At 50.6% G+C, this 24,105-nt stretch carries 16 protein-coding genes; 5 read left to right on the forward strand and 11 right to left on the reverse strand.

What is annotated here, in order from left to right; all coding sequences use genetic code 11:
- Positions 1-68 precede the first annotated feature (68 nt).
- Positions 69-1,373 (forward strand): nicotinate phosphoribosyltransferase, encoded by a 1,305-nt coding sequence (gene pncB / locus ACI0FR_RS02310; protein ID WP_404907262.1) that lies wholly within the window; start codon positions 69-71, stop codon positions 1,371-1,373.
- A 20-nt stretch (positions 1,374-1,393) separates the two neighbouring features.
- Here the strand turns inward: pncB and ACI0FR_RS02315 are convergent, their stop codons facing one another.
- Both ACI0FR_RS02315 and ACI0FR_RS02320 read right to left on the reverse strand, forming a co-directional pair.
- The gene (locus tag ACI0FR_RS02315) at positions 1,394-2,314 is read right to left on the reverse strand and encodes a carbohydrate kinase family protein (protein WP_404907264.1); all 921 of its coding nucleotides are present in this window, start codon (positions 2,312-2,314) and stop codon (positions 1,394-1,396) included.
- Between the two features lie 24 nt (positions 2,315-2,338).
- Positions 2,339-3,085 carry an SDR family NAD(P)-dependent oxidoreductase gene (locus tag ACI0FR_RS02320; RefSeq protein WP_374829067.1) on the reverse strand — a complete coding sequence of 249 codons (747 nt, stop codon included), beginning with the start codon at positions 3,083-3,085 and terminating at the stop codon, positions 2,339-2,341.
- A 109-nt stretch (positions 3,086-3,194) separates the two neighbouring features.
- On the opposite strand from ACI0FR_RS02320, the gene glpK reads away from it, so the two are divergent.
- Positions 3,195-4,682: a glycerol kinase GlpK gene (glpK, locus tag ACI0FR_RS02325; protein WP_404907266.1), complete on the forward strand. Its 1,488-nt coding sequence runs from the start codon at positions 3,195-3,197 to the stop codon at positions 4,680-4,682.
- A gap of 68 nt (positions 4,683-4,750) precedes the next feature.
- Here the strand turns inward: glpK and ACI0FR_RS02330 are convergent, their stop codons facing one another.
- The 4 genes from ACI0FR_RS02330 to ACI0FR_RS02345 form a co-directional block, all read right to left on the reverse strand.
- Entirely contained in the window at positions 4,751-6,919 is a 2,169-nt protein-coding gene (locus ACI0FR_RS02330) for a transglycosylase domain-containing protein (RefSeq protein ID WP_374829069.1), read from the reverse strand.
- A gap of 189 nt (positions 6,920-7,108) precedes the next feature.
- A complete protein-coding gene (locus tag ACI0FR_RS02335; RefSeq protein ID WP_374829070.1) occupies positions 7,109-7,801 on the reverse strand; it encodes an outer membrane protein in 693 nt (230 codons plus the stop codon).
- A 383-nt stretch (positions 7,802-8,184) separates the two neighbouring features.
- Positions 8,185-8,802: a ribonuclease D gene (locus ACI0FR_RS02340; RefSeq protein ID WP_404907268.1), complete on the reverse strand. Its 618-nt coding sequence runs from the start codon at positions 8,800-8,802 to the stop codon at positions 8,185-8,187.
- A 23-nt stretch (positions 8,803-8,825) separates the two neighbouring features.
- Positions 8,826-10,223, reverse strand: a complete 1,398-nt coding sequence (locus ACI0FR_RS02345) for a M20/M25/M40 family metallo-hydrolase (protein WP_404907269.1) — start codon at positions 10,221-10,223, stop codon at positions 8,826-8,828.
- Between the two features lie 450 nt (positions 10,224-10,673).
- On the opposite strand from ACI0FR_RS02345, the gene polA reads away from it, so the two are divergent.
- Together polA and ACI0FR_RS02355 are read left to right on the forward strand one after the other, a co-directional pair.
- Positions 10,674-13,601: a DNA polymerase I gene (gene polA, locus ACI0FR_RS02350; protein WP_374829073.1), complete on the forward strand. Its 2,928-nt coding sequence runs from the start codon at positions 10,674-10,676 to the stop codon at positions 13,599-13,601.
- A gap of 127 nt (positions 13,602-13,728) precedes the next feature.
- Positions 13,729-15,606 (forward strand): DEAD/DEAH box helicase, encoded by a 1,878-nt coding sequence (locus ACI0FR_RS02355; protein WP_404907271.1) that lies wholly within the window; start codon positions 13,729-13,731, stop codon positions 15,604-15,606.
- 265 nt (positions 15,607-15,871) lie between these two features.
- On the opposite strand, the gene gyrB is transcribed toward ACI0FR_RS02355, so the two are convergent.
- The 5 genes from gyrB to ACI0FR_RS02380 form a co-directional block, all read right to left on the reverse strand.
- Positions 15,872-18,307, reverse strand: a complete 2,436-nt coding sequence (gene gyrB, locus ACI0FR_RS02360; RefSeq protein ID WP_374829075.1) for a DNA topoisomerase (ATP-hydrolyzing) subunit B — start codon at positions 18,305-18,307, stop codon at positions 15,872-15,874.
- Between the two features lie 310 nt (positions 18,308-18,617).
- Positions 18,618-19,454, reverse strand: a complete 837-nt coding sequence (fghA, locus tag ACI0FR_RS02365; protein WP_404907273.1) for an S-formylglutathione hydrolase — start codon at positions 19,452-19,454, stop codon at positions 18,618-18,620.
- Positions 19,455-19,529: 75 nt separating this feature from the next.
- A complete protein-coding gene (locus ACI0FR_RS02370; protein WP_404907275.1) occupies positions 19,530-19,994 on the reverse strand; it encodes a GNAT family N-acetyltransferase in 465 nt (154 codons plus the stop codon).
- Positions 19,994-21,106 carry an S-(hydroxymethyl)glutathione dehydrogenase/class III alcohol dehydrogenase gene (locus ACI0FR_RS02375; RefSeq protein WP_374829078.1) on the reverse strand — a complete coding sequence of 371 codons (1,113 nt, stop codon included), beginning with the start codon at positions 21,104-21,106 and terminating at the stop codon, positions 19,994-19,996. The genes ACI0FR_RS02370 and ACI0FR_RS02375 overlap by 1 nt, the downstream gene beginning before the upstream one ends.
- Positions 21,107-21,135: 29 nt before the next feature.
- Complete coding sequence (locus ACI0FR_RS02380; RefSeq protein WP_374829079.1) at positions 21,136-21,429, reverse strand: metal/formaldehyde-sensitive transcriptional repressor; 294 nt, start codon at positions 21,427-21,429, stop codon at positions 21,136-21,138.
- Between the two features lie 167 nt (positions 21,430-21,596).
- Between ACI0FR_RS02380 and hrpB the strand changes: the two genes are divergently transcribed.
- Positions 21,597-24,044 (forward strand): ATP-dependent helicase HrpB, encoded by a 2,448-nt coding sequence (gene hrpB / locus ACI0FR_RS02385; protein ID WP_404907278.1) that lies wholly within the window; start codon positions 21,597-21,599, stop codon positions 24,042-24,044.
- The last annotated feature ends 61 nt before the right edge of the window (positions 24,045-24,105 follow it).

Consider the following 24,105-nt stretch of genomic DNA (forward strand, 5'->3'; position numbering starts at 1 on the left):
ATTGCAGGTTTTCGTTTATTGGCTAAGCGTAATGCTTAGCCAAATTATTAAGTGGAATGGGAGCCGTTATGGCCAGAACAGATATTGCCCGGCGTGTTTATAACCATGCATGGAAGCTGGATCCGATCGTCCGCAGTCTGCTGGATACGGATTTTTATAAACTGCTTATGCTGCAAATGATCTGGGGGCTCTATCCGAAAGTTGATGCAACTTTTTCGCTGATCAACCGTACCAAAACCGTGCGTTTGGCTGACGAGATTGATGAAGGCGAATTACGCGCCCAGCTAGACCATGCCCGCACGTTGCGCATTTCAAAGAAGGAAATGATCTGGCTGGCCGGTAATACATTTTATGGCCGCAAGCAGATTTTCCAGCCGGAATTTCTGCATTGGCTGCAGGATTTCCAACTGCCGGAATATGAACTGATCCGCCGTGATGGTCAGTATGAGCTCAATTTCCACGGGCCTTGGTCACACACCACCATGTGGGAAATTCCGGCCCTTGCCATCATCAATGAAATGCGCTCGCGCGCCGCGATGAAGAATTTAGGGCCTTTCGCACTTGATGTGCTTTATGCCCGTGCGAAAGCTAAAATGTGGAGCAAGGTCGAGCGGTTGCGTGAATTGCCGGACCTGAAAGTATCGGATTTCGGTACCCGCCGCCGCCATTCTTTCCTGTGGCAGCGCTGGTGTGTGGAAGCTTTGAAAGAAGGTATCGGCGATTCTTTCACTGGCACCAGCAATGTGTTGCTGGCGATGGATACCGATCTGGAAGCGCTTGGCACCAACGCGCATGAATTGCCGATGGTGCTTGCAGCCCTTGCTAATACGGATGAAGAACTACGTACCGCTCCTTACCGCGTCTTACAGGACTGGAACCGCTATTATGGCGGCAATCTTTTAATTGTGCTGCCGGATGCATTCGGTACGGCTGCATTTTTGCACGATGCACCTGATTGGGTGGCGGATTGGACAGGTTTCCGTCCTGACAGCGCTCCGCCGATTGAAGGTGGTGAGCGTATTATTCAATGGTGGAAAGAACACGGCAAAGACCCGCGTGAGAAAATGTTGATTTTTTCCGATGCTTTGGATGTGGATACGATTGAAGAAACCTACCATCATTTTAAAGATCGCGTGCGGATGAGCTTTGGTTGGGGCACGAACCTAACCAATGATTTTGCCGGATGCGCGCCAAACAGTATTGATGGCTTGAAAGCCATTTCGCTGGTTTGCAAAGTGATTGATGCCAATGGCCGTCAGGCAGTAAAATTGTCGGACAATATCCAGAAGGCCACCGGCGATCCGGCAGAAGTGGAGCGCTATATTAAATTCTTCGGCAACGAAGAGCGCAGCGACCATCTGGTGCGGGTTTAATGATCCCGCACAGCTGATTGTTAAAGCTCATGCGCCCAAGGTGGATTGGCTCCTGCACGGGAAATCGTCACTGATGCCGCATTAATACCAAGGCGCAGAGCTTGCAAAATGGCCATGTCGGAGAGTTTCGCAACAGCTTGCTTGTTTAAAAGCTGCTGGCTGTGGAGGCTTGCTAAAATACCGGCATTGACGGTATCGCCGGCACCGACTGTATCAACGACATTCACTTTTTGCGCAGCCACGCATAATTTGCCATGCGGTGTATAAGCATCCGCACCATTGGCGCCGCGGGTAATGATAATAAGTCTCACGCCTTGGGCAAGCCATTCATCAATCTTGGCATCTTGATTGTCTTCGCTGGCAAACCAGCCTAAATCTTCATCCGATAATTTGATGATGTCGGCATGTTTGATCATACGGTTGAGACGCGACAGGTAGGCGTCGCGGTCTTGAACGAAATTGGCGCGGATATTGGGGTCAAGCATAATGACCCGTTTGGTTTTTTCCCGCATCATCAGCGCTTCAAAAGTGCTGCCGCATGGTTCGGAAATCAGGCTGATGCCGCCAAAAAGCAAGGCCGACACAGCGTCATCCAAAGCTGGAATATCATCGATATGCAGCAGGCGGGTTGCGGTATTTTCATCATAAAAAGCATAGGATGCCTGACCATTGACAAGGCGAACGAAGGCAAGTGTTGTCGGGCGGTCGGATGGAATAGCGTATTTGTCACTGACATTGGATGCGGCCATGGTGCCACGCAACACGTCACCGAAAAAATCGGATGAGAGGCCGGTGAGCAAGCCGGAAGGCGCACCAAGGCGGCCAATGGCAACGGCGCTATTGAAAATTGCACCACCCGCATGAGGCTTGAAAACGGGTTCGCCAGCTTCATTAATCTCCGCAATCATGTCAATCAAAGCTTCGCCGCAGCACAGGATCATGTTGTCCCCCTGTTTTATAAATAATCAGACGTGTTGTCCGCCGTTAATGTGGATTTCAGAGCCGGTGACATAAGACGAGGCTTCGGAGCACAAATAATAAATTGTTTCGGCAACTTCCGAGGTCTGGCCCAAACGGCGTAATGGCAGCTGGTCTACCAGCTTTTCGGTACCGGGCGAGAGAATGGATGTTTCAATTTCACCCGGTGCAATTGCATTAACACGAATGCCGTGCGGACCGAAATCCGAAGCCATCTCGCGGGTGAGGGCTGCAAGCGCTGCTTTGGAGGTGGAATAGGCGGTGCCGGCAAAAGGATGCACACGGCTTCCGGCAATAGAGGTTACGTTGACGATGGAACCTTGTGCCGCTTCCAATTCTTTAAAAAGGCCGCGTCCCAACATGATCGGAGCCATGAAATTGACCTGAAAGACATCACGCCAAATCTGCATCGGGGTTTCCAGCGAGTTGAGACGGCGCCCGCCTTCGGCTTTGGGCGATATACCGGCATTGTTGACGAGTGCATGCAACCGGCTTCCTTGCGCCTCAAGGCGTCGACGAATTTCGCCAATTCCGCGCCCGATATCTTCTGCATCGGCCAGATCAATTTTGATATGGTCTTCAGGCCCCGCAGGCCACGGGCAATTTTCGGAAAAATCCTGCCGCGAGCAGGTGATAACCCGCCATCCGGCTTTGGAAAAACGTTTGACGGTAGCATGGCCGATACCTCGGCTGGCGCCGGTCAATACAAGAGTTTTACGCTCTGATTCACTCATAATTGCCTCACTGTTCAACCTTGAATAACCTATTGATTAAAGGAATTCGAGTAGACTTATTGATCATCTCACCGTTAATCCGTAGTTTGGCATTCTTTATGGAGGCCATATGCAAAAATTTATATTGGCAATTGATCAGGGAACAACATCAACACGCAGTATTGTGTTCAATCAAAGGCGGCGCGTTGTTGGTGTGGGACAGGAAGAATTTGAACAGCATTTTCCACAATCCGGCTGGGTCGAGCACGATCCGGAGGATATCTGGCGCACCGTTGTGGAAACAAGCCGTCAAGCCATCCGCAACGCGCATATAGAGGCCGGTCAAGTTGCTGCCATCGGCATAACCAATCAGCGCGAAACTGTGGTTGTTTGGGACAAACATACCGGTCGCCCACTTTATAATGCGATTGTCTGGCAAGACAGGCGAACTGCTTTGTTTTGCTCGCAATTGCGCGATAGCGACCACGAGGAGATGGTGGTTTCCAAAACGGGTTTGTTGCTTGATCCATATTTTTCGGCAAGCAAAATCCGCTGGATTTTAGATAATGTCCGCAATGCCAGAGTGCGCGCCGAAAAAGGCGAATTACTATTTGGCACTATTGATTGTTTTTTAATCTGGCGACTGACGGGGGGGCAAGTTCATGCGACCGACGCCACCAATGCCTCGCGTACGCAGCTGTTCAATATTGCTGAGCAGACTTGGGATGACGAGCTGTTAAAGCTATTTGATATTCCGCAGGCAATGCTGCCGGAGGTAAAAGATTGCGCTGATAATTTTGGCGTCACAAGCGCCGAAATTTTAGGAGCGGAAATCCCAATCCTTGGTGTTGCGGGCGATCAGCATGCCGCTTTGATGGGGCAAGCTTGTTTTCAACCAGGTATGGTTAAATCAACCTATGGCACTGGTTGTTTTGCACTGATTAATACCGGCGAAGATATTGTGCGCTCAAAGAACCGGCTTTTGACCACGATTGCTTATCGTTTGAACGGCAAAGTCGCTTATGCACTGGAAGGGTCAATTTTTATTGCCGGTGCGGCAGTGCAATGGTTACGCGATGGTTTGAGAATTATTGAAAGCGCCGATCAGTCGGGCAAGCTTGCAGATGATGCTGATCCGCATCAGGATGTTTATCTGGTTCCGGCTTTTGTTGGCCTTGGTGCGCCGCATTGGGATGCGGATGCGCGTGGTGCGATATATGGTTTGACACGCAATACAGGCCCCGCCGAATTTTGCCGCGCTGCACTGGAATCGGTTGCCTATCAAACCGCTGATTTATTGCAGGCGATGCAAAAAGACTGGCAAAATGCTTCGCAAACCGTGCTTCGTGTCGATGGCGGCATGGTGGCTTCGGATTGGACCATGCAGCGTCTGGCCGATATTCTCAATGTCGAGGTGGATCGCCCTGAAATTCTTGAAACAACAGCATTGGGTGCGGCATGGCTTGCCGGTTCCAAGGCGGGTCTTTGGGCCGGCGCTGATGAGTTTTCCCAAACATGGGCGCTTGAGCGTCGTTTTGCGCCTAAAATGGATCAGATGGAGCGGACGCGTAAGATTTCGGGTTGGAAAGATGCGTTGTCGCGCACTTTGTCCCGCTAATTGTTCAGCGCATAAAAAAGACTGCGTCCTGATGGGCGCAGTCTTTGGTTTTTTTATAGGTTGCTATTTTAATTGCCCATAATGATATCGAGCAATGTGGTTGGTTTATTTGCCGGTTGTGCCGGTGCGTTGTCATCAATAGCGGCATTTGGCTGTGTGGTTTCAGGTGCTGGTGGCCAATAGCCATCATCATCCTGTGGCACATTCTGGCCGTCATAACTGCCGAATGGCGCATCAATATCGGGCATATTATCGCTTCCGCCCGGTACGATATTTTCGATATGATAGGAGCCGGGAAGCGGTGTAATCGGCACGCCTTTATGCGCGGCGGTCATGAAGCTTTTCCATGCGGTCACCGGCAAAGTGGAGCCGAAAACACGCTTCATCGATTTACCGTCATCATTGCCAAACCAAACACCGGTGGTAAGGTTTGAAGTATAGCCGACAAACCATGCATCGCGGAAGTTTTGTCCGGTACCGGTTTTACCCGCAGCAGGCCAACCGAATTGCGCGCGCTTGGCGGTACCGTCTTCAACGGTACGGCTGAGCATCGCGTTCATCATGCCGATATTGCGTTCATCAATAACGCGTGGGCCTAAAATATTGTCACGTTGATAAAGCACGGTGCCGTCATTGGTTGTAACTTTTTCAATCATAAAGGGAGGCGCACTATAGCCGCCATTGGCAAATGGCACATAAGCATCGGTGAGTTCCACCAAGGATACTTCGGAGGTGCCAAGTGCCAGCGAAGCATTGTCGGCAAGCTTCGATTGGATGCCGAGACGATGGGCTGTATCAATGACCGCTTGCGGGCCGACTTCCATCACCAATTGCGCCGAAACGGAGTTGAGCGAATGGGAAAGGGCGGTGGCAAGTGTCACTTCACCCATATATTTACCGCTGTCATTGCCCGGTGTCCATTTACCGATGCGGATCGGTGCATCATTGCGAACGGAATCCGGTGTGCGTCCTTGTTCAAGAGCGGTCAGATAGACAAAAGGTTTAAATGCAGAAGCGGGCTGACGACGGGCGTCACTTGCGCGGTCAAACTGGCTGGCGGCGTAATCATAGCCACCAATCCAGGCGCGCACAGCGCCTGTTGCATCAATGGAGACAAGTGCGCCTTGTGAAACCTGCATTTTGTCTTTGTTTTGCGAAATCAGATCACGAATGATTTCCTCGCCCGTATGTTGCAGGTTCATGTCGATGGTGGTCTGAACCGTGATGTCGTCATGCACATCGCCGATCAGACTTTTCAATGAACCGACAATACGGTCTGCGGCATAGTTTTCCGAACCTTGCCAATAGCTGGCGGCGCGTGTTGGCGGCTCGCTTTCAGCAATGGCTTTATCGGTATCGTTGATCATGCCTTGTTCACGCATGGCGGCCAGCACCAGTTTGGCACGGTCGGAGGCAGCTTGCGGGTCACGTGCAGGCGAGAGACGGGAAGGGGCTTTTAAAAGGCCAGCCAGAGTAGCTGCTTCAATAAGCGTGACATCACGGGCGGATTTGTCGAAATAACGTCTTGAAGCGGCATCGACACCAAAAGCACCGGAACCCAGATAAACGCGGTTGAGATACATCTCCAAAATCTGGTCTTTGGTATATTTATGCTCAAGCCATAAAGCGAGCATGACTTCCTGCACCTTACGCTCGATGGTGCGCTCAGGTGAAAGAAACAGGTTTTTAGCCAACTGCTGGGTCAGGGTGGAGCCGCCCTGTGCTGCGCGCCCCTTGGTGATGTTGGTTACCACTGCACGAGCAAGGCCAATCGGATCAATACCGAAATGGGAGTAAAAACGTCTGTCCTCAATGGCGACAACGGCTTGCGGAATATAAGGCGACATTTCATGTAAGCCTACAGATTCACCACCCGTTGTGCCGCGATTGGCGATCAGATTGCCGTTGGCATCGAGAATTTTGACATTTGGTGGACGGTCAGGAATTTCCCAATCAGTTGTCGGTGGCATTTTAGCGGCAAAATAAACCAGTACACCGGCAAAACCGATGGCGCCCCAAAGGCCAAGAACCATTAACCAGTAAATCAACCGGCGCAATCTGCCCCAAAAGCCGGCAGGCTTTTTCTTTGAGCGTTTGCCTTTTTGTTTCGGTTGCGGCGTGCGTCTGCCAGATGTGCGATCACTTTCGTCAGCACGAAAATCATCATGGCCATTTTTTTGTTTTGAACCACCAAAGCTCGGCTCAATGCGATTGTTGTTATTTTTGCGTGACGACATACGTGATCAGATTCTGTCCGGCTAATAATTTTTGTCTGCTCTGTATGATAAATGCGGCGGTTTAAAGGGGGGTAAAGATTGTAACCGGATTTATTGTTTGCCCCGCTTGATTGGTAATGAGTGAAACCTGCCCTGACCATGGAGGCATTGGTCAGAGCAGACTTCAAGGAACGTGAATATGATCACGCCTTAGAAGCGATAGGCAACCCCGATGCGAACCTCGTCGGTTTTAAGCTTGGTTTTGTATTCAAAATTATCAATGGCAAAGGTTTTGCGGCCATAATCTGTGTGGCGATATTCAAGGCGCAGTGCTGTATTGCTGGCAAGTGCGTAATCAACACCTACACCAGCTGTCCAACCGGTCATGGTGGAGTTAGCGTCTTGATAATTGAAGTTTGTGTCATAAAGCGAATTTTTTACTTGAGCGAAGGCAATACCACCGGCGAGGTAGGGCATCCAGCGATCCATCGCAAAGCCAAGACGTGCGCGTACAGCACCTGACCATTCCAGCTTGCTTTCATGATTGAAATCTTGTGATGTAGTGGAATCGATAACCGCAGTATAGATCAGGTTTTGGCGCGCGCTATTGTAGGTTAAATCCGCATCAATACCGAGAATCATATTATTCCAGAATTCAAAGTTATAACCGCCATAAATTCCACCTAACACTCCGTCGGAACTGTTGCGCGTGTGATGCTGACCGTCAAAGCGTTCTTTGAAGCTGCCATTCTGATAACCAGTCTGGAAGCCTAAATAAGCGCCTGTCCAAGAGTGTCCGTAGTCAATAACGGGCACGATTTCGTGATGCATAATGGCATCGGCTGCCTGAGCATAATTGGCAGTGGTTAATGCAAGTGTAGATGCTATAAGTAATTTTTTCATGAAAACCTCAATTGTGAAATAATGTATAGGGTAGATAATGAAGACATCGTCTCATGATAACCTGTATATGTATGTAGTATTAAAGTAACACATCATGGATTGTTGCTTTTAATATATTATTATATTTGATTTATATGAATGAATATTTGTTTATTTTTAATAAAATAAGTATTATTGGAAATATAGGTTTGATGGAATAAAATATTAAAATGAAAAAGGCGACAAAGCTTTCGCGCTGTCACCTTTTGCTGATTCTAGAGCATGTCTCCCAAAAGTGGGCACCGGTTTTGGGATAAAGACATGCGTAAAAACAAAACGCTAGAGCGAGCACAGTGGATATGATTAAGTGCGACACGCTCTAGTTGAATTGAGATGCAGATAAATCAGGCGTGCGAGAAAATATCCTGCTCATCCCAGCCCATCAGATCAAGTTCTGCGCGGGTCGGCAGAAATTTGAAGCATTCTGCGGCTTGGTTTTTACGGCCATCGCGTTCCAGTCTCTGCTCAAGAATGGTTTTGAGGCGGTGCAGATAAAGCACATCCGAGGCTGCATATTCCAACTGAGCTTGCGACAGGATTTCTGCCGCCCAATCCGATGACTGCTGTTGCTTGGAAATCGAAACATCCAGCAGCTCGCCGCAAATTTCCTTCAGGCCGTGGCGGTCTGTATAGGTGCGGGTCAGTTTTGAAGCAATTTTGGTGCAGAAAACCGGCAGCGGCATCACGCCGAATGTGTGATAAAGAACAGCAATATCAAAACGGCCGAAGTGGAAAATTTTGGTGATGTTGTCATCGCTCAAAAGTTTCATCAGGTTCGGTGCCTGTTTTTGCCCCTTTTCAATCTGGATGATGTCGGCAGTACCGTCACCGGGCGAAATCTGCACCACGCATAGGCGGTCGCGCAGTGGATTAAGTCCCAGTGTTTCGGTGTCGATGGCAACGGAATCCACCTGATAATTGCTTAAATCAGGCAGATCGTTTTTGTGAAAGCGAATAGTCATTGCATGCCGTTTCTTTGCGGGGATTATTTTTGTGCCAGGGCGTTTAGAATGCGAGCCCATGAGCGCTGCCCCTTATGGAAGGAAGTGATTTCGTATTTTTCGTTTGGTGAGTGGATACGGTCGTCTTCAAGGCCGAAGCCGACGAGCAGCGATTCCATGCCCAGATAAGTGTCGAAATCGCCAACGATTGGAATGGAGCCGCCCATAGCGATGAGAGCTGCCGGATTTGGCCATTCGTCGGACAATGCGTCTTTAGCTTTGTTGACGAGGGAGGAATCGTAAGGCAGTTGAATGGCAGGTGAGCCGCCGTGATCGGAAAATTCTGCGCGGCAATCGGTTGGCAATCTGTCGAGAACAAACTGATGGAAAGCGGCGCGGATTTTTTCCGGATCTTGTTTATGTACAAGGCGGAATGAGATTTTGGCAGAAGCTTGAGCAGCAATAACGGTTTTGAAGCCGTCGCCTGTGTAGCCGCCGGTGATGCCGTTGACTTCGGCAGTCGGGCGCGCCCATGTCAGCTCCAGAATACTGCGGCCTTTTTCGCCACTTGGCTGGGAAAGACCAATAGGACCTAAGAAATTTTCAGCTGTGCGACCGAGATTGTCCCATGATTGCAGGATTTGTGATGGAGTTTCTTCAACGCCGTCATAAAAGCCAGGAATAGTGATATGGCCGTTTTCATCATGAATATCGGCAATGATCTTGCTCAAAATATGGATAGGGTTGGCCGCAGCGCCACCGAAAAAGCCGGAATGAAGGTCGCGGTCAGCTGCAAAAATGGTAACTTCCGTGCCTACAAGACCGCGTAAGCCTACCGAAATAGCCGGTGTGTTGATATCCCACATCGAGGTGTCGCAAACGAGCGCGCAATCGGCTTTCAGTTCTTGTTTGTTTTGCTCCAAAAACGGCTTCAATGATGGTGAACCGGATTCTTCTTCGCCTTCAAACAGAAGGGTGACTTTAACCGGCAATTTGCCATGGACGGCTTTATAAGCGCGGCAAGCTTCAACAAAGGTCATCAATTGGCCTTTATCGTCCGAGGTGCCGCGACCGGTCATGATTTTGCGGCCATTGCCCAAATCTTTGACGGCAGGTGCAAACGGATCATTTTCCCAAAGATTGAGCGGATCAACAGGCTGCACATCATAATGGCCGTAGAAAAGCACATGTGGTGCATCGCTTGAGGGGCCTTCATGATGGGCAACAACCATCGGATGCCCCGGTGTATCGCGAACACTTGCCTCAAAGCCGATGGATTGCAGGTCTTTGACCAGCCACTCGGCGGCTTGGCGGCAATCGGCTTTGAAAGCCGGATCGGTGGAAATGGATTTGATGCGCAACAAATCGAACAAATGTTCGACGCTGGCGTCAAAACTGGTATCAATATGCGACAAAACGGGATCGAGAGCGATTGTGGACATTGCTAAGCCTGACTTGGTGTAAAATCCGGTTTGGACATTAAACCAGATTTGGACGCGAAATGAAGTAAAGGCACACTACAGCATCGTATCATTGTGCTGCAAGGATGAAAGCGCGTGTCGGGTCTTAAGACTTTAAGGGAATGGGTAAATGTACTGACCGTCGTGGCGAGGGGGAAGGCCACAACGGTCATACTCTCAAGTTGCACATTTCCCGAAAGGGGTGGGGGAAACGGCTTTGGTCAGCTTTAGTTGGGGGGAAAGCTGACGATCAACAGTGCGTTGATGAAAATGAATTGACCATGGAATCATGTCCTTTCAAGGGCAAAATTACGAAATTTCAGCGTCGTTTTTGCGTGTTTTTTGAAAATAATAATCATATGCGTGGATGGGGCATGGAGATTATCAAGGTTTTATTTCTTTTCGCGGCAGATTGCTTTAAGACTTTGAGCCATGAAAAAAGGCGATCATTTATTTCTCATCGACGGTTCGGGTTATATTTTCCGGGCTTACCATGCATTACCACCGCTGACGCGCAAATCTGATGGTTTGCCGGTTGGCGCGGTGTCGGGTTTCTGCAACATGTTGTGGAAGCTTTTAAAAGATGCCCGCGACACGGATTTGGGCGTAGTGCCGACGCATTTTGCGGTGATTTTTGACTATTCGTCGAAAACCTTCCGCAATGAAATTTATCCGGAATATAAAGCTAATCGTACCGCACCGCCGGAAGATTTGATCCCGCAATTCGGGCTTATCCGTCAGGCAACGCGCGCTTTCGATCTGCCCTGCATCGAAAAAGAAGGCTTTGAGGCGGATGATCTGATTGCCACTTATGCCCGCCATGCAACGCAAGCTGGCGGCGATGTAACAATTGTTTCGTCGGATAAAGATTTGATGCAGCTCGTTTCGCCACAAGTGTGGATGTATGACGGGATGAAAGACAAGCAGATTGCTATTCCGGAAGTGATTGAAAAATGGGGCGTTCCGCCGGAAAAAATGATTGATCTGCAATCATTGACCGGTGACAGCACCGATAATATTCCGGGCATTCCGGGAATCGGGCCCAAAACCGCCGCTCTTCTTTTGGAAGAATATGGCGATCTTGATACATTGCTGGCGCGTGCTGGCGAGATCAAGCAAAATAAGCGCCGTGAGAATATTATCGCTTATGCCGAGCAGACCAAAATTGCGCGTGAACTGGTGACATTACGCACCGATGTGCCGGTGGATGTTGATCTGGATGCTTTTGTACTTGAGCCGCAAAACGGGCCAAAATTGATCAGCTTCCTGAAGGCGATGGAATTTACCTCATTGGTTCGCCGTGTGGCGGATGCAACTGATACGGATGCGTCTGTGGTCGAACCATGTCATGTGGAAACCGAATGGGGCGCGGATGCCCGTGGACCTGATCTGGATTTGGGCACGGCAGTGACAGCAGCTGATGCAGATAATGCCGGGTCTGCCGCAGCGGTCGCAGGCGGTATGCCGTCCGATCTGGTGGCGTCGCGCATAGGTCAAGCACTGACGAAAAAGATTGATACATCATCCTATACCTGTATCCGTGATCTAAAATTGTTGGAAAGCTGGCTCGATGAAGCGCTTGAAAAAGGCGTGATGTCCTTTGACACCGAAACCAATTCGCTTGATCCGATGCAGGCTGATCTGATTGGTTTTTCTATCGCTCTTGAAAGCGGCAAAGTAGGTTATGTGCCGTTGCAACATAAGTCCGGTCAGGATGATTTGCTGGGCGGCGGATTGGTTGAAAACCAAATCCCGTTCGATGCTGCCATTCAAGCGCTGAAGGTGGTTTTGGAAGATAAATCTGTGCTGAAAATTGCGCAGAACATGAAATATGACTGGCTGATCATGCGCCGCTACGGCGTCAATATCGTGTCTTTTGATGATACGATGTTGCTGTCTTATGTGCTTGATGCGGGTGCCAATGCGCATGGCATGGATGCACTGGCCGAGCGCTGGTTGGGTCATAAAACCATTGTCTATAAAGATGTTGCCGGCACTGGCAAAAATGCCGTCACCTTTGATATGGTCAATCTGGAAAAAGCCACCGCCTATGCCGGCGAAGATGCTGATGTTACTTTACGTCTGTGGCAGGTGTTGAAGCCACGCCTCATTGCTGATGGACTGACTTCCGTTTATGAACGTCTGGAACGTCCGCTGGTTGCTGTTCTGGCGCGGATGGAAGAGCGCGGCATTTCCGTTGATCGCCAGATATTGTCGCGTCTTTCAGGTGAATTGGCACAAGCAGCCGCCGGATATGAGGAAGAAATTTACGAACTGGCCGGTGAAAAGCTCAATATTGCATCACCAAAACAGCTTGGTGATATACTGTTTGGTAAGCTCAACCTGCCGGGTGGCGCAAAAACCAAAACCGGCCAATGGTCAACCTCGGCGCAAGTATTGGAAGATTTGGCCGCAGAAGGCCATGAGTTGCCGCGCAAAATCGTTGATTGGCGTCAGCTTACCAAATTAAAATCTACCTATACGGATGCGCTGCCGGGCTTTATTAATCCGCAAACCAAGCGCGTGCATACATCTTATTCGATGGCTGCAACCACCACAGGGCGCTTGTCGTCATCGGATCCGAATTTGCAGAATATTCCGGTGCGCACCAGTGAAGGCCGCAAAATCAGAACCGCTTTTGTGGCTGAGCAAGGCAATAAGCTGATTTCTGCCGACTATAGCCAGATTGAATTGCGCGTGCTTGCCCATGTGGCGGATATTGCACAACTCAAACAGGCCTTTGCCGATGGTATTGATATTCATGCCATGACGGCTTCTGAAATGTTTGGTGTGCCGGTGGAAGGCATGCCGTCTGAAGTGCGCCGCCGCGCCAAAGCTATCAATTTCGGCATCATTTATGGTATCTCGGCTTTTGGCCTTGCCAATCAATTGTCGATTTCGCGTGAAGAGGCGAGCCAATATATTAAAACTTATTTCGTGCGTTTTCCTGGAATTCGTGATTATATGGATGCGACCAAGGAATTTGCGCGTGAACATGGCTATGTCGAAACCATTTTCGGCCGCCGCGCGCATTACCCTGAAATTAAAGCGTCTAATGCGCAAATCCGTGCTTTTAACGAGCGCGCTGCCATTAATGCGCCAATTCAGGGCTCTGCTGCTGATATTATCCGCCGTGCGATGGTGCGCATGGAAGATGCTCTTGATGCGGTGGGTCTGTCGGCACGGATGCTTTTGCAGGTGCACGACGAATTAATCTTTGAAACCCCTGAAGAAGAGGTAGAAAAAACCATACCGGTGATCCGCGATATTATGGAAAATGCTGCCATGCCGGCAGTGTCTCTTTCGGTTCCGTTACAGGTAGATGCGCGTGCAGCGCATAACTGGGATGAGGCACACTAAGCATGAGCAAGGTTGACCACGGGCGCTGTACCCTTTAGGGAGAACGTAACCAATTTGTTTTCTGTATCCGTCGTGCCAAGGCGATCTTTGCGTCCCGGATGTGGAATTCTTTTTTCGAAAGTCATTCATGTCCCTGCCTGAAACAATCGCTCCGGCTCTGTCCGGCGCTCTTGCCGCTCGTGGTTATGCCTCGCTTACTGCCGTTCAAACGGCAGTATTGGCACCCGAAGCGGCCGATACTGACCTTTTAGTCTCTGCCCAGACGGGCTCCGGTAAAACCGTTGCATTTGGTATTGCTATTGCTGCCAAGCTTTTGGACGGTAAAGAACGTTTTGGTGCGGCGCGCACCCCTTTGGCAATGATTATTGCACCAACCCGTGAGCTTGCTTTGCAGGTGCGTCGTGAACTGGAATGGCTCTATGCCCAGACCGGTGCACGTATTGCCTCTTGTGTTGGCGGTATGGATATCCGTTCTGAGCGCCGCGCGCTGGAACAGGGTGCCCATATTGTGGTCGGCACACCCGGTCGTCTTCGCGACCATATCACCCGCAATGCACTTGATATGTCGACGCTGCAAGCTGTTGTGCTTGACGAAGCCGACGAAATGCTTGATCTTGGTTTCCGTGATGATCTGGAATTCATTCTGGGTGAAGCGCCGGAAGACCGCCGCACATTGATGTTCTCGGCCACAGTACCAAAACAAATCGCATTGCTTGCCAAGCGCTTTCAGCGTGATGCATTGCGCATCACTGCTGCCGGTGAAGCTGGCCAGCATGTGGATATTGAATATAAAGCCATGGTTGTGCCGCCACATGAGCGCGACCTCGCCATCGTCAATACGCTGCTTTATTATGATGCACAAAATACAATTATTTTCTGCGCCACCCGTGAAGCAGTCAAGCATTTGGCAAGCCGTTTGTCTAACCGTGGTTTTGCGGTTGTAGCCCTTTCCGGTGAGTTGAGTCAGGCCGAGCGTAACAATGCGCTGCAATCCATGCGTGATGGCCGTGCCCGCGTTTGCGTTGCAACTGACGTTGCTGCTCGCGGTATTGATTTGCCAAATCTGGATTTGGTGATCCACGCTGAATTGCCGACCAACCCTGAAACTTTGCTGCACCGCTCCGGCCGTACCGGTCGTGCGGGTCGTAAGGGAACTTGTGTTCTTGTTGTGCCTTTCTCTCGCCGCCGTTCGGCTGAGCGTTTGTTGCAAATGGCAAAACTGAGCGCCGAAACAATGCCGGCACCAGGTATTGCCGGGGTTCAGGCCAAGAACAACGAGCGTATCCTTAACGAAGTTGAGCAGGTCGAGGCTTTGGATGAAGAGCATCACGATCTTCTGAAAACCTTGCAGGAACGTTACACGCCGGAACAGATCGCCAGTGCATATCTGGCTCGCGAATTGTCTCTGCGTCCTGTGCCGGAAGAATTGTCCGATGCACAGATCCGTCCATTGGAAAACCGCCGCGGTAATGACCGTTTCGAACGTAATGACCGTAATGACCGTAATGATCGCGGCGATCGTGGTGGCCGTGGCGAACGTGGCGACCGCTTTGGTGGCGAGCGTCAGGAACGTGGTCCACGTTTTGATGGTGTTTGGTACTCGCTTTCAGCTGGTCGTAAACACCGCGCTGATCCGCGTTGGTTGCTGCCTTTGATTTGTAAAGCGGGCGGTATTACCAAGCGTGAAGTTGGCTCTATCCGCATTCTGGATAATGAAACCCGTTTTGAAATTCTGACCGAAAAATCCGGTGAGTTTTTCCAAAATGTGCAAGAGCACGGAACCGGTGAAAAAGGTCTGGTCATTCGTCAGGCCAATGATGGTGGCGTTGCTGCACCACGTCGTGATGACGGCGATTTCAAACCACGCGGTTTTAAGCCTAAGGGCGACCGTTTCGGTGGCAAACCATCTTTTGATGGTCCTAAGCGCGGTGGCTGGGACAAGCCAAAGGGTGGCAAAAGAGACGGTGAAGGTTCTTTCAAAAAGAAACCGCGCCGCGAGGATTAAGAGCATGTCTCCCAAAAGTGGGCGCCGGTTTTGGGATAAAGACATGCTTAAAACAAAGTTTTAGAGCGAACACATTGAGTGCGATTAAGTGCGAAACGCTCTAAAAATCTCTGAGGCTTAACTTCGACATTTAGAATAATGAAAAGCCCGCCCGAAACATTTCGGGTGGGCTTTTTTATTGTCATTAAAATTGGCACTTAAGAGCATAAAAAAAACCGGAGCTATGTTGGCTCCGGTTTTATTTTAATAGGTATTTCAGCCAAGCTTAAACGTCCAGATTGGCCACATTCAGCGCATTGGTCTGAATGAATTCGCGGCGTGGTTCCACTTCGTCACCCATCAGACGGCTGAAGAGGCTGTCCGCGTCGGTGGCATCTGTGACTTTCACCTGCAACAGCGAACGTGCATTTGGATCAAGAGTTGTTTCCCACAGCTGCTCGGCGTTCATTTCGCCAAGACCTTTATAGCGCTGCAAACTCAAGCCCTTGCGGCCGGTGGCAAAAACTGCATCCAGAAGTGACATCGGGCCGGAAACTTCCTCACTCTTGTCTTTGCGACGCAAGATCGGTGGTTCGGCATAAACTTCCTTCAAACGCTCGGTGAGGCGGTCGATCTGGCGCGCATCAGCAGAGCCAATCAGGCTCATATCAAGCACGAGAATATCTTTTACGCCACGCAATGTGCGTTCAAAACGATAACCGCCATCTTCATGGATATGGCCAGTCCAGCCAAGTTCGGTTTCTTCTGCAATCAAATCCAAACGCTTGGCCACTGCATCGGCAGAGGCCTGCGTCCTCTCGTCATTGGCAACCGATTCAGGGTTGAGAACACCGGCAATGGCTGCCTGTTCCACAACGCGCTTATCATAACGTGTGTGCAAACCTTGCAAAAGCTGGCGCAACATGCGCGCATCTTCGATCACATTTTTAAGATCGTGACCTGCACGCACTTCGCCGCCCTTCAATTCAAGGGATGCTTCTTCAAGGCCGGTTTCAATGAGGAAATCCTCAAAGGCTGCTTCGTTCTTGATATATTGCGAGCTCTTGCCGCGCGTTACTTTGTAAAGCGGAGGCTGGGCGATATAAATATGACCACGTTCGATCAGTTCCGGCATCTGACGGAAGAAGAAGGTCAAAAGCAGGGTTCGGATATGTGCACCATCGACGTCCGCGTCAGTCATGATGATGATTTTGTGATAGCGCAATTTGTCCGGATTGAACTCGTCCTTACCAATCGAGGTGCCGAGCGCTGTAATCAACGTTCCGACCTGATCGGAGCCAAGCATACGGTCAAAACGGGCACGTTCCACATTGAGGATTTTACCGCGTAGCGGCAAAATCGCCTGATTTTGACGCGAACGGCCACCCTTGGCGGAACCACCGGCAGAATCACCCTCAACGATGAAGATTTCTGATTTAGCCGGATCACGTTCCTGACAGTCGGCAAGTTTGCCTGGCAGCGAGGTGATGTCCAGCGCGCCTTTACGGCGGGTCAGATCACGCGCTTTGCGTGCTGCTTCACGCGCTGCTGCTGCTTCGACAATTTTGCTCATCAACAATTTGGCTTCGGTCGGATGTTCTTCCAGCCAGATTGAAAGCGCTTCATTGACGAGGCTTTCCACAACAGGGCGCACTTCTGACGAAACCAGCTTGTCTTTGGTCTGTGACGAGAATTTCGGATCAGGCACTTTGACGGAAAGAACAGCGGTCAAGCCTTCACGACAATCATCGGCGGTCATCGTGACTTTTTCTTTTTTTGCAATACCGGAGCTTTCCGCATAGCCGGTCAGCTGACGGGTCAGCGCACCACGGAAGCCAGCCAAATGTGTACCGCCGTCACGTTGCGGAATATTGTTTGTAAAACACAAAACCCGCTCGTGATAGGTATCATTCCACCACATTGCAACTTCAACGGTCATACCGTCTTTCTCGCTGTGGATATAAATCGGCTCTTCAATGATCGGTTTTTTGCTCTGATCCAGATAGCGCACAAAAGCCTGCAAACCGCCGTCATAATGGAGCTCTTCCATGCGATGATCGGCAGGGCGTTTGTCGGTGAGAAGAATGCGCACACCGGAGTTTAAAAACGCCAATTCACGCAGGCGCCGCTCTAAAGTTTCATAGTCAAACTCGACCATGGTAAATGTGTCGGTCGATGGCATGAAGGATACTTCGGTGCCTTTTTCATCGCCTGCATCGCCGGTCACGATAAGCGGTGCATCGGCGACGCCGTGTGTAAAGCTCATTTCATGGATTTTGCCGCCACGGCGGATTTTCAGGCGCAGCCACTCCGACAAGGCGTTCACAACAGAAACACCCACACCATGCAGACCGCCGGAAACTTTATAGGAGTTCTGGTCGAACTTACCGCCCGCGTGAAGCTGGGTCATGATAACTTCGGCAGCAGAAACGCCTTCTTCTTTGTGGATGTCGGTCGGGATGCCACGACCATTATCGGTGACGGTGCAGGAACCGTCGGCGTTGAGTGTTACTGTGACCAGTGTTGCATGGCCGGCAAGTGTTTCGTCGATAGCATTATCAACGACTTCGTACACCATATGGTGCAGGCCGGAGCCGTCATCTGTGTCGCCAATGTACATGCCAGGACGTTTACGCACGGCATCGAGGCCTTTGAGCACCCGGATAGAGTCAGCGCCATAATCCGGAGTTGCTTCAGGGGTCATCTCTGGTGTCTCGGTCATGAAAAACTTTCGATTATCTGTTACGATAATGGTTTCCGGTACATCTTTGAAAAAGCCGCACCAAATTACCTTGTCGAATCATACGACATATATGAATTCAATATAGGCTCTCGCGCCGTTTTCTCCAAATTTATAGCCACGATTTAAGTGGATTTCTCATCACTTTTAGCGTGTTTTTTGAGGATTTATGCTTCTTTTCAACAAAAGCACTGTTGTACCGGTAAAAACGTCAGAGCCGGATAATTTTTACGCATGAAAAAAGCCCCTGAACAACCATGTTGAGGGGCTTTGAGAATTTTGAAATTGTAGTTTACGCAAATAGTCTTGCCGCATGCCAGCGCAAATGATCATCCATGAATGTGGAAATAAAATAATAAGAATGATCATAACCTTCGCGCATATTGAGCGTCAGCGGAATGTTGGCTTTTCTACAAACTTCTTCCAATATCCAAGGGCGCAAACCATCATCAAGAAAACCATCAGCCGTTCCTTGATCAATCAGCAGTTCCGGTACACGGTGGCCATCTTCAATCAGAAGTGTGCTGTCGTAAGAGCGCCATTGTGATTGGTCGGAGCCTAAATATTTCTCAAAGGCAGGCTTTGACCATCCGGCGGTGGAGGGCTGGGCAATTGGCGCAAAAGCTGAAACCGATTTGAACAATCCATCATTTTTAAGCGCGATGATAATGGCGCCATGCCCACCCATCGAATGGCCGAAAATGCTTTGACGTGTGAGATCAACCGGAAAGTTCTGCGCGATCAGTGCGGGTAGTTCTTGGCTAATATAGCGCTCCATCTGATAGTTTTTATCATATGGGGCTTGGGTGGCATTAAGATAAAAACCGGCACCCTGGCCAAACTGCCAGTTGTCTTTTTCATCCGGAACATTCTCGCCCCGTGGCGAGGTATCGGGGCAGATAATAGCGATGCCCAGTTCTGCAGCCATGCGGCGATATTCGCCTTTATCCATCACATTTTGATGGGTACAGGTGAGGCCGGAAAGATACCATAAAACCGGTACAGGTCCTTGTTCGGCCTGTGGTGGCAAAAAAATTGCAAATGTCATATCGCATTGGCAGGCTTCGCTTTTATGACGATAGACGCCTTGTGTGCCGCCAAAGGCTTTGGTTGTTGAAATGGTTTCCATAGATATTCCTCCAAAGCAAAAACTGTATGAACAAGAGCGCCATTCTAGTTAAAAAATGGCGCTGCTTGATTGTCATCAGATATGTGGGGCTAGGCGCATGTCGATATGCGGAATATTATCCTCGAGATATTCATCCGATATCGGAATAAAGCCAAATGAGCCGTAAAAATTCTGCAAATGACTTTGTGCGCCAAGTTCTGTCACTTGATGAGGGAAGCGCTTTTGTATAAATTCTATTGTTTCTTGCATCAGGCGGTGCCCGAGTTTGTGACCGCGATAACCTTCTGCCACCACAACGCGCCCGATTTTGACCGGTTTGCCTTCGCTTTCCGGTGGTAGAACCCGCAAATAGGCTGCAAGTTCGTCACCATCCAACAGGCGCAAATGGAAGGCATCATAGTCTTTGCCGTCAATTTCCGGATAGGGGCAATTCTGTTCGACCACGAAAACATCCACGCGCAGCTTCAGCATGGTATAAACTGCGCGCGGTGTCAGATCGTCGAGCTCGCCCCAATGAGAGGTGAAGTGCTTTTGCGTCATCAGAATGTAATCACCGAACGAATGGACTTGCCTTCATGCATCAGATCAAAAGCGGTGTTGATCTCTTCCAAAGGCATTTTATGGGTGATGAGATCATCAATATTGATCTTTCCTTCCATGTACCAGTCAACGATTTTCGGCACATCGGTGCGGCCACGCGCGCCACCAAATGCTGTGCCTTTCCAGACGCGGCCGGTGACAAGCTGGAACGGACGGGTAGAAATTTCTTTGCCGGCTTCCGCCACGCCGATGATGATTGATTCACCCCAGCCACGATGGCAGCACTCGAGCGCCTGACGCATCACATCGGTATTACCTGTCGCATCAAATGAATAATCCGCGCCGCCGTCGGTTAAATCCTGAATGGCCTGTACCACTTTGTCATTACCGATTTCGCGCGGGTTGATGAAGTCGGTCATGCCGAATTTCTTCGCCATTTCCACTTTTGCCGGATTGATGTCGACACCAATAATCTTGTCGGCCCCAACCATGCGCGCACCTTGAATAACATTAAGGCCGATGCCGCCAAGGCCGAACACCACCACATTGGATCCCGGACGTACTTTTGCGGTGTAAATCACAGCGCCGATACCGGTGGTAACACCACAGCCGATATAGCAGATTTTGTCGAAAGGTGCGTCTTCACGCACTTTTGCCAATGCGATTTCCGGCAAAACAGTGAAGTTGGAGAAGGTCGAGCAACCCATATAATGGAAGATCTCGCCACCGTCGCAGGAAAAACGGCTGGTGCGATCCGGCATCAGCCCTTGGCCTTGGGTGGCTCGGATGGAGGTGCAAAGATTGGAACGCTGCGACAGGCAGGTTTTGCAAGAGCGGCATTCCGGTGTGTAAAGCGGAATGACATGGTCGCCCGGTCTCAAAGTGGTCACACCTGCACCAACTTCGCGGACAATACCCGCACCTTCATGGCCGAGAATGGCCGGAAATTTACCTTCCGAGTCAAGGCCGGAAAGGGTGTAGGCATCGGTATGACAAACACCGGTCGCCATAATTTCCACCAGCACTTCACCCGGCTTCGGGCCGCCGATTTCAATAGTTTCGATGGTTAGCGGCTTATTTGCTTCCCATGCCACAGCTGCGCGTGATTTCATTTTTGCTTCTCCTCGCGGATTATTGATTTTTATTTTAAATAGCTGCGGATGATCCGCATGATCTGGTCAATTTCGGCTTCGGCTTTTTCAAGCGGCACTGCTTTGCCTGCATCAGCACTGGCTGCGCCAAAAGTTTCACGTAAATGGCTTTCCAGCACTTCCGCCATTAATCCGGTGGCTGCACCGCGCAAGGCTGCAAGCTGCTGCAATAAAGCACCGCATTCCGTGCCTGTATCAACCGCACGTTCCAGCGCTTCCGCCTGACCTTTGATGCGGCGCAGGCGGGTGATGACGCGTTTTTTCTCTTCCGGTGTGTGCGGCATGATGTGAAAGCCCTTTAAAGCTTGATACTAAAAAACTATATACTATGGGGGAGTATGTCAATGGTGGATTTTGGCACGCGTTTATACTGGACAAACTCCGTCAAACTGGTGCAGAGCTTTTATTTGACGTCTTCACTGGCAAGTGCAAATTGAGATGGGCATTTTTATTGCGAAGCTTACCTGATCTACCTGTCACCTATATATTGCCGCAGCTGGATCAAGCTATGGAGCATGGCAATAAACATGTACTGGTAGCACCTCCCGGTGCCGGTAAAACAACGCTGGTGCCATTGCATTTTTTGCATCAGGACTGGTCAGGTGCGGATAAGATCATTGTGCTTGAGCCGCGCCGTATTGCGGCGCGTGCGAGCGCCAAGCGCATGGCGCAATTGCTGGGGGAGGAGGTCGGGCAAGCGGTCGGCTACCGGATGCGGCTTGAAAACAAGACAAGTGCCTCCACTCGCGTGCTGGTGGTGACTGAAGGTGTTTTCGCCCGTATGATCTTGGAGGACCCTGAGCTTAAAGACGTCAAGGCTGTTCTGTTCGATGAATTTCATGAGCGCAGTTTAGACGCGGATTTCGGCCTTGCTTTAGCGCTGGATGTGCAGGCCGCATTACGTCCTGATTTAAAAATTTTGGTGATGTCGGCAACGCTTGACGGTGCGCGGGTGGCAGCACTTTTGGGCGATGATGCACAGGTGATCAAAAGCGAAGGCCGCAGTTACCCTATCGATATCCGCTACCGCGAGCGCAAACCACAGGAGCGGGTTGAGGATGCAATGGCGCAGGCCATTCGCGATGCGCTTTTTGATGAAACGGGTAGTATTCTGGCGTTTTTACCCGGCCAAGGCGAGATCGATCGGGTTGCCCGTTTGCTGGAGCCGTCTTTGGGCGCAAATATCATGCTTTGCCCTCTTTATGGGGCGATGGAAGGGCGCGATCAGGATGCAGCAATCAAACCTTCACCTGAGGGTAAGCGCAAAGTCGTGCTTGCTACATCGATTGCCGAAACCTCGCTGACCATTGATGGTGTGCGGGTGGTGATTGATAGCGGTTTGAGCCGTGTGCCGCATTATGAACCGGCAACCGGTCTGACACGCCTTGAAACGGTTCGTGCCTCACGTGCGGCGGTCGATCAGCGGGCAGGGCGCGCAGGGCGAACTGAAGCAGGCATTGCCATCCGGCTTTGGCATCAGGGGCAGACGGCTTCGTTGCCGCCGTTCAGTACACCGGAAATTCTGGAGGCGGATTTGTCCGGCTTATTGTTGGATTGTGCGACTTGGGGGGTAAATGATCCGTCAGAATTGCAGTTTTTAGATGAGCCACCACGGCCAGCATTGAATGAAGCACGCAATTTGCTGATGGAACTGGGTGCATTGGACGGCGATGGTCGATTGACCCCTGACGGCCAAGCAATGCGTGAACTGGCTTTGCCTGCGCGCCTTGCCCATATGGTGGCAAAAGCCAAGCCGCGTGGTGAAGGGCTCTATGCTGCTGAACTGGCGCTTTTATTAACCGAGCGTGGTCTAGGCGGCTCCGATATCGATCTGGAAGAGCGTTTCCGCAAATTTAAACAAGATCGCTCCGACCGAGCGCAACGTGCCAAGCAATTAGCCAAGCGTATAGGCGGCAATTCCGATGGTGAGACCTCTAGCATCGGGCGCTTGTTGCTCGATGCCTATCCTGATCGTCTGGCCAAGCCGCGCGGTGCCGCGGGGCAATTTGTACTGGCCAATGGTCGCGGCGGCGAGATAGACGCTGCATCATCTTTATCCAAAGCGTCGTGGTTGGTGGTGGCGGAACTGACAGGGCGCGCTGATCGCAGCCGCATTCTGGCCGCAGCCGAGGTGAGTGAAGCAGAGATCAGGTCTGTTTTGGGACACAAGATCAAAACCGGTCGTCAAGTTCTCTATGACGCAGAGAAAAACAGTCTGCGTGCCCGTGAAGCAACGCGTATTGGTCAGTTTGCTTTGCAGGAAAAACAAATGGCTGCTCCTTCGGGTGAAGAAGCGGATTTAGGCGTCATTGATACAGTGCGCCAATATGGATTGCAGATTTTGCCTTGGGGCAAAGAGGCTGAAACCCTGCGTTGCCGCTTAAGCTGGCTTTACCAGGGATTAGGCGAGCCGTGGCCTGCAATGGATGATGCAACGCTGATCGACAGGCTGGAAGATTGGTTATTGCCGTTTTTAACAGGTGAAGCGCGGCTCGATAAAATTCCGTTTGCAACGATCAGCAATGGTCTGCGCTCGTTGGTGTCTTATGATTTGCAGCGCAAAATTGATGCGCTGGCGCCGGTGAGTTTTGAAGTGCCGACAGGCTCCAATATCACCATCCGTTATGATGCCGATCAGCCCGTCATTGCTGTAAGGGTGCAGGAATTGTTTGGCCTGACTACTCATCCTTCCATCGCCGATGGCAAAGTGCCGCTGGTGCTGGAACTATTGTCGCCGGCCCATAAGCCGATCCAGATCACGCGGGATTTGCCGCGTTTTTGGGCGGGCTCTTGGGCGGATGTGCGCGCCGATATGCGCGGCCGTTATCCCAAACATGTCTGGCCGGAAGACCCGGCCAATGCGCCACCGACACGCCGCGCCAAGCCACGCGGGCAATGAGGCGGACACGGAAAACGAATTGGCAGGACTTACCTTGATTTAAAACTTGCCTTATATGGTC

It is taken from the genome of Paenochrobactrum sp. BZR 201-1, assembly GCF_044987585.2.
Lineage (GTDB): Bacteria > Pseudomonadota > Alphaproteobacteria > Rhizobiales > Rhizobiaceae > Paenochrobactrum > Paenochrobactrum pullorum.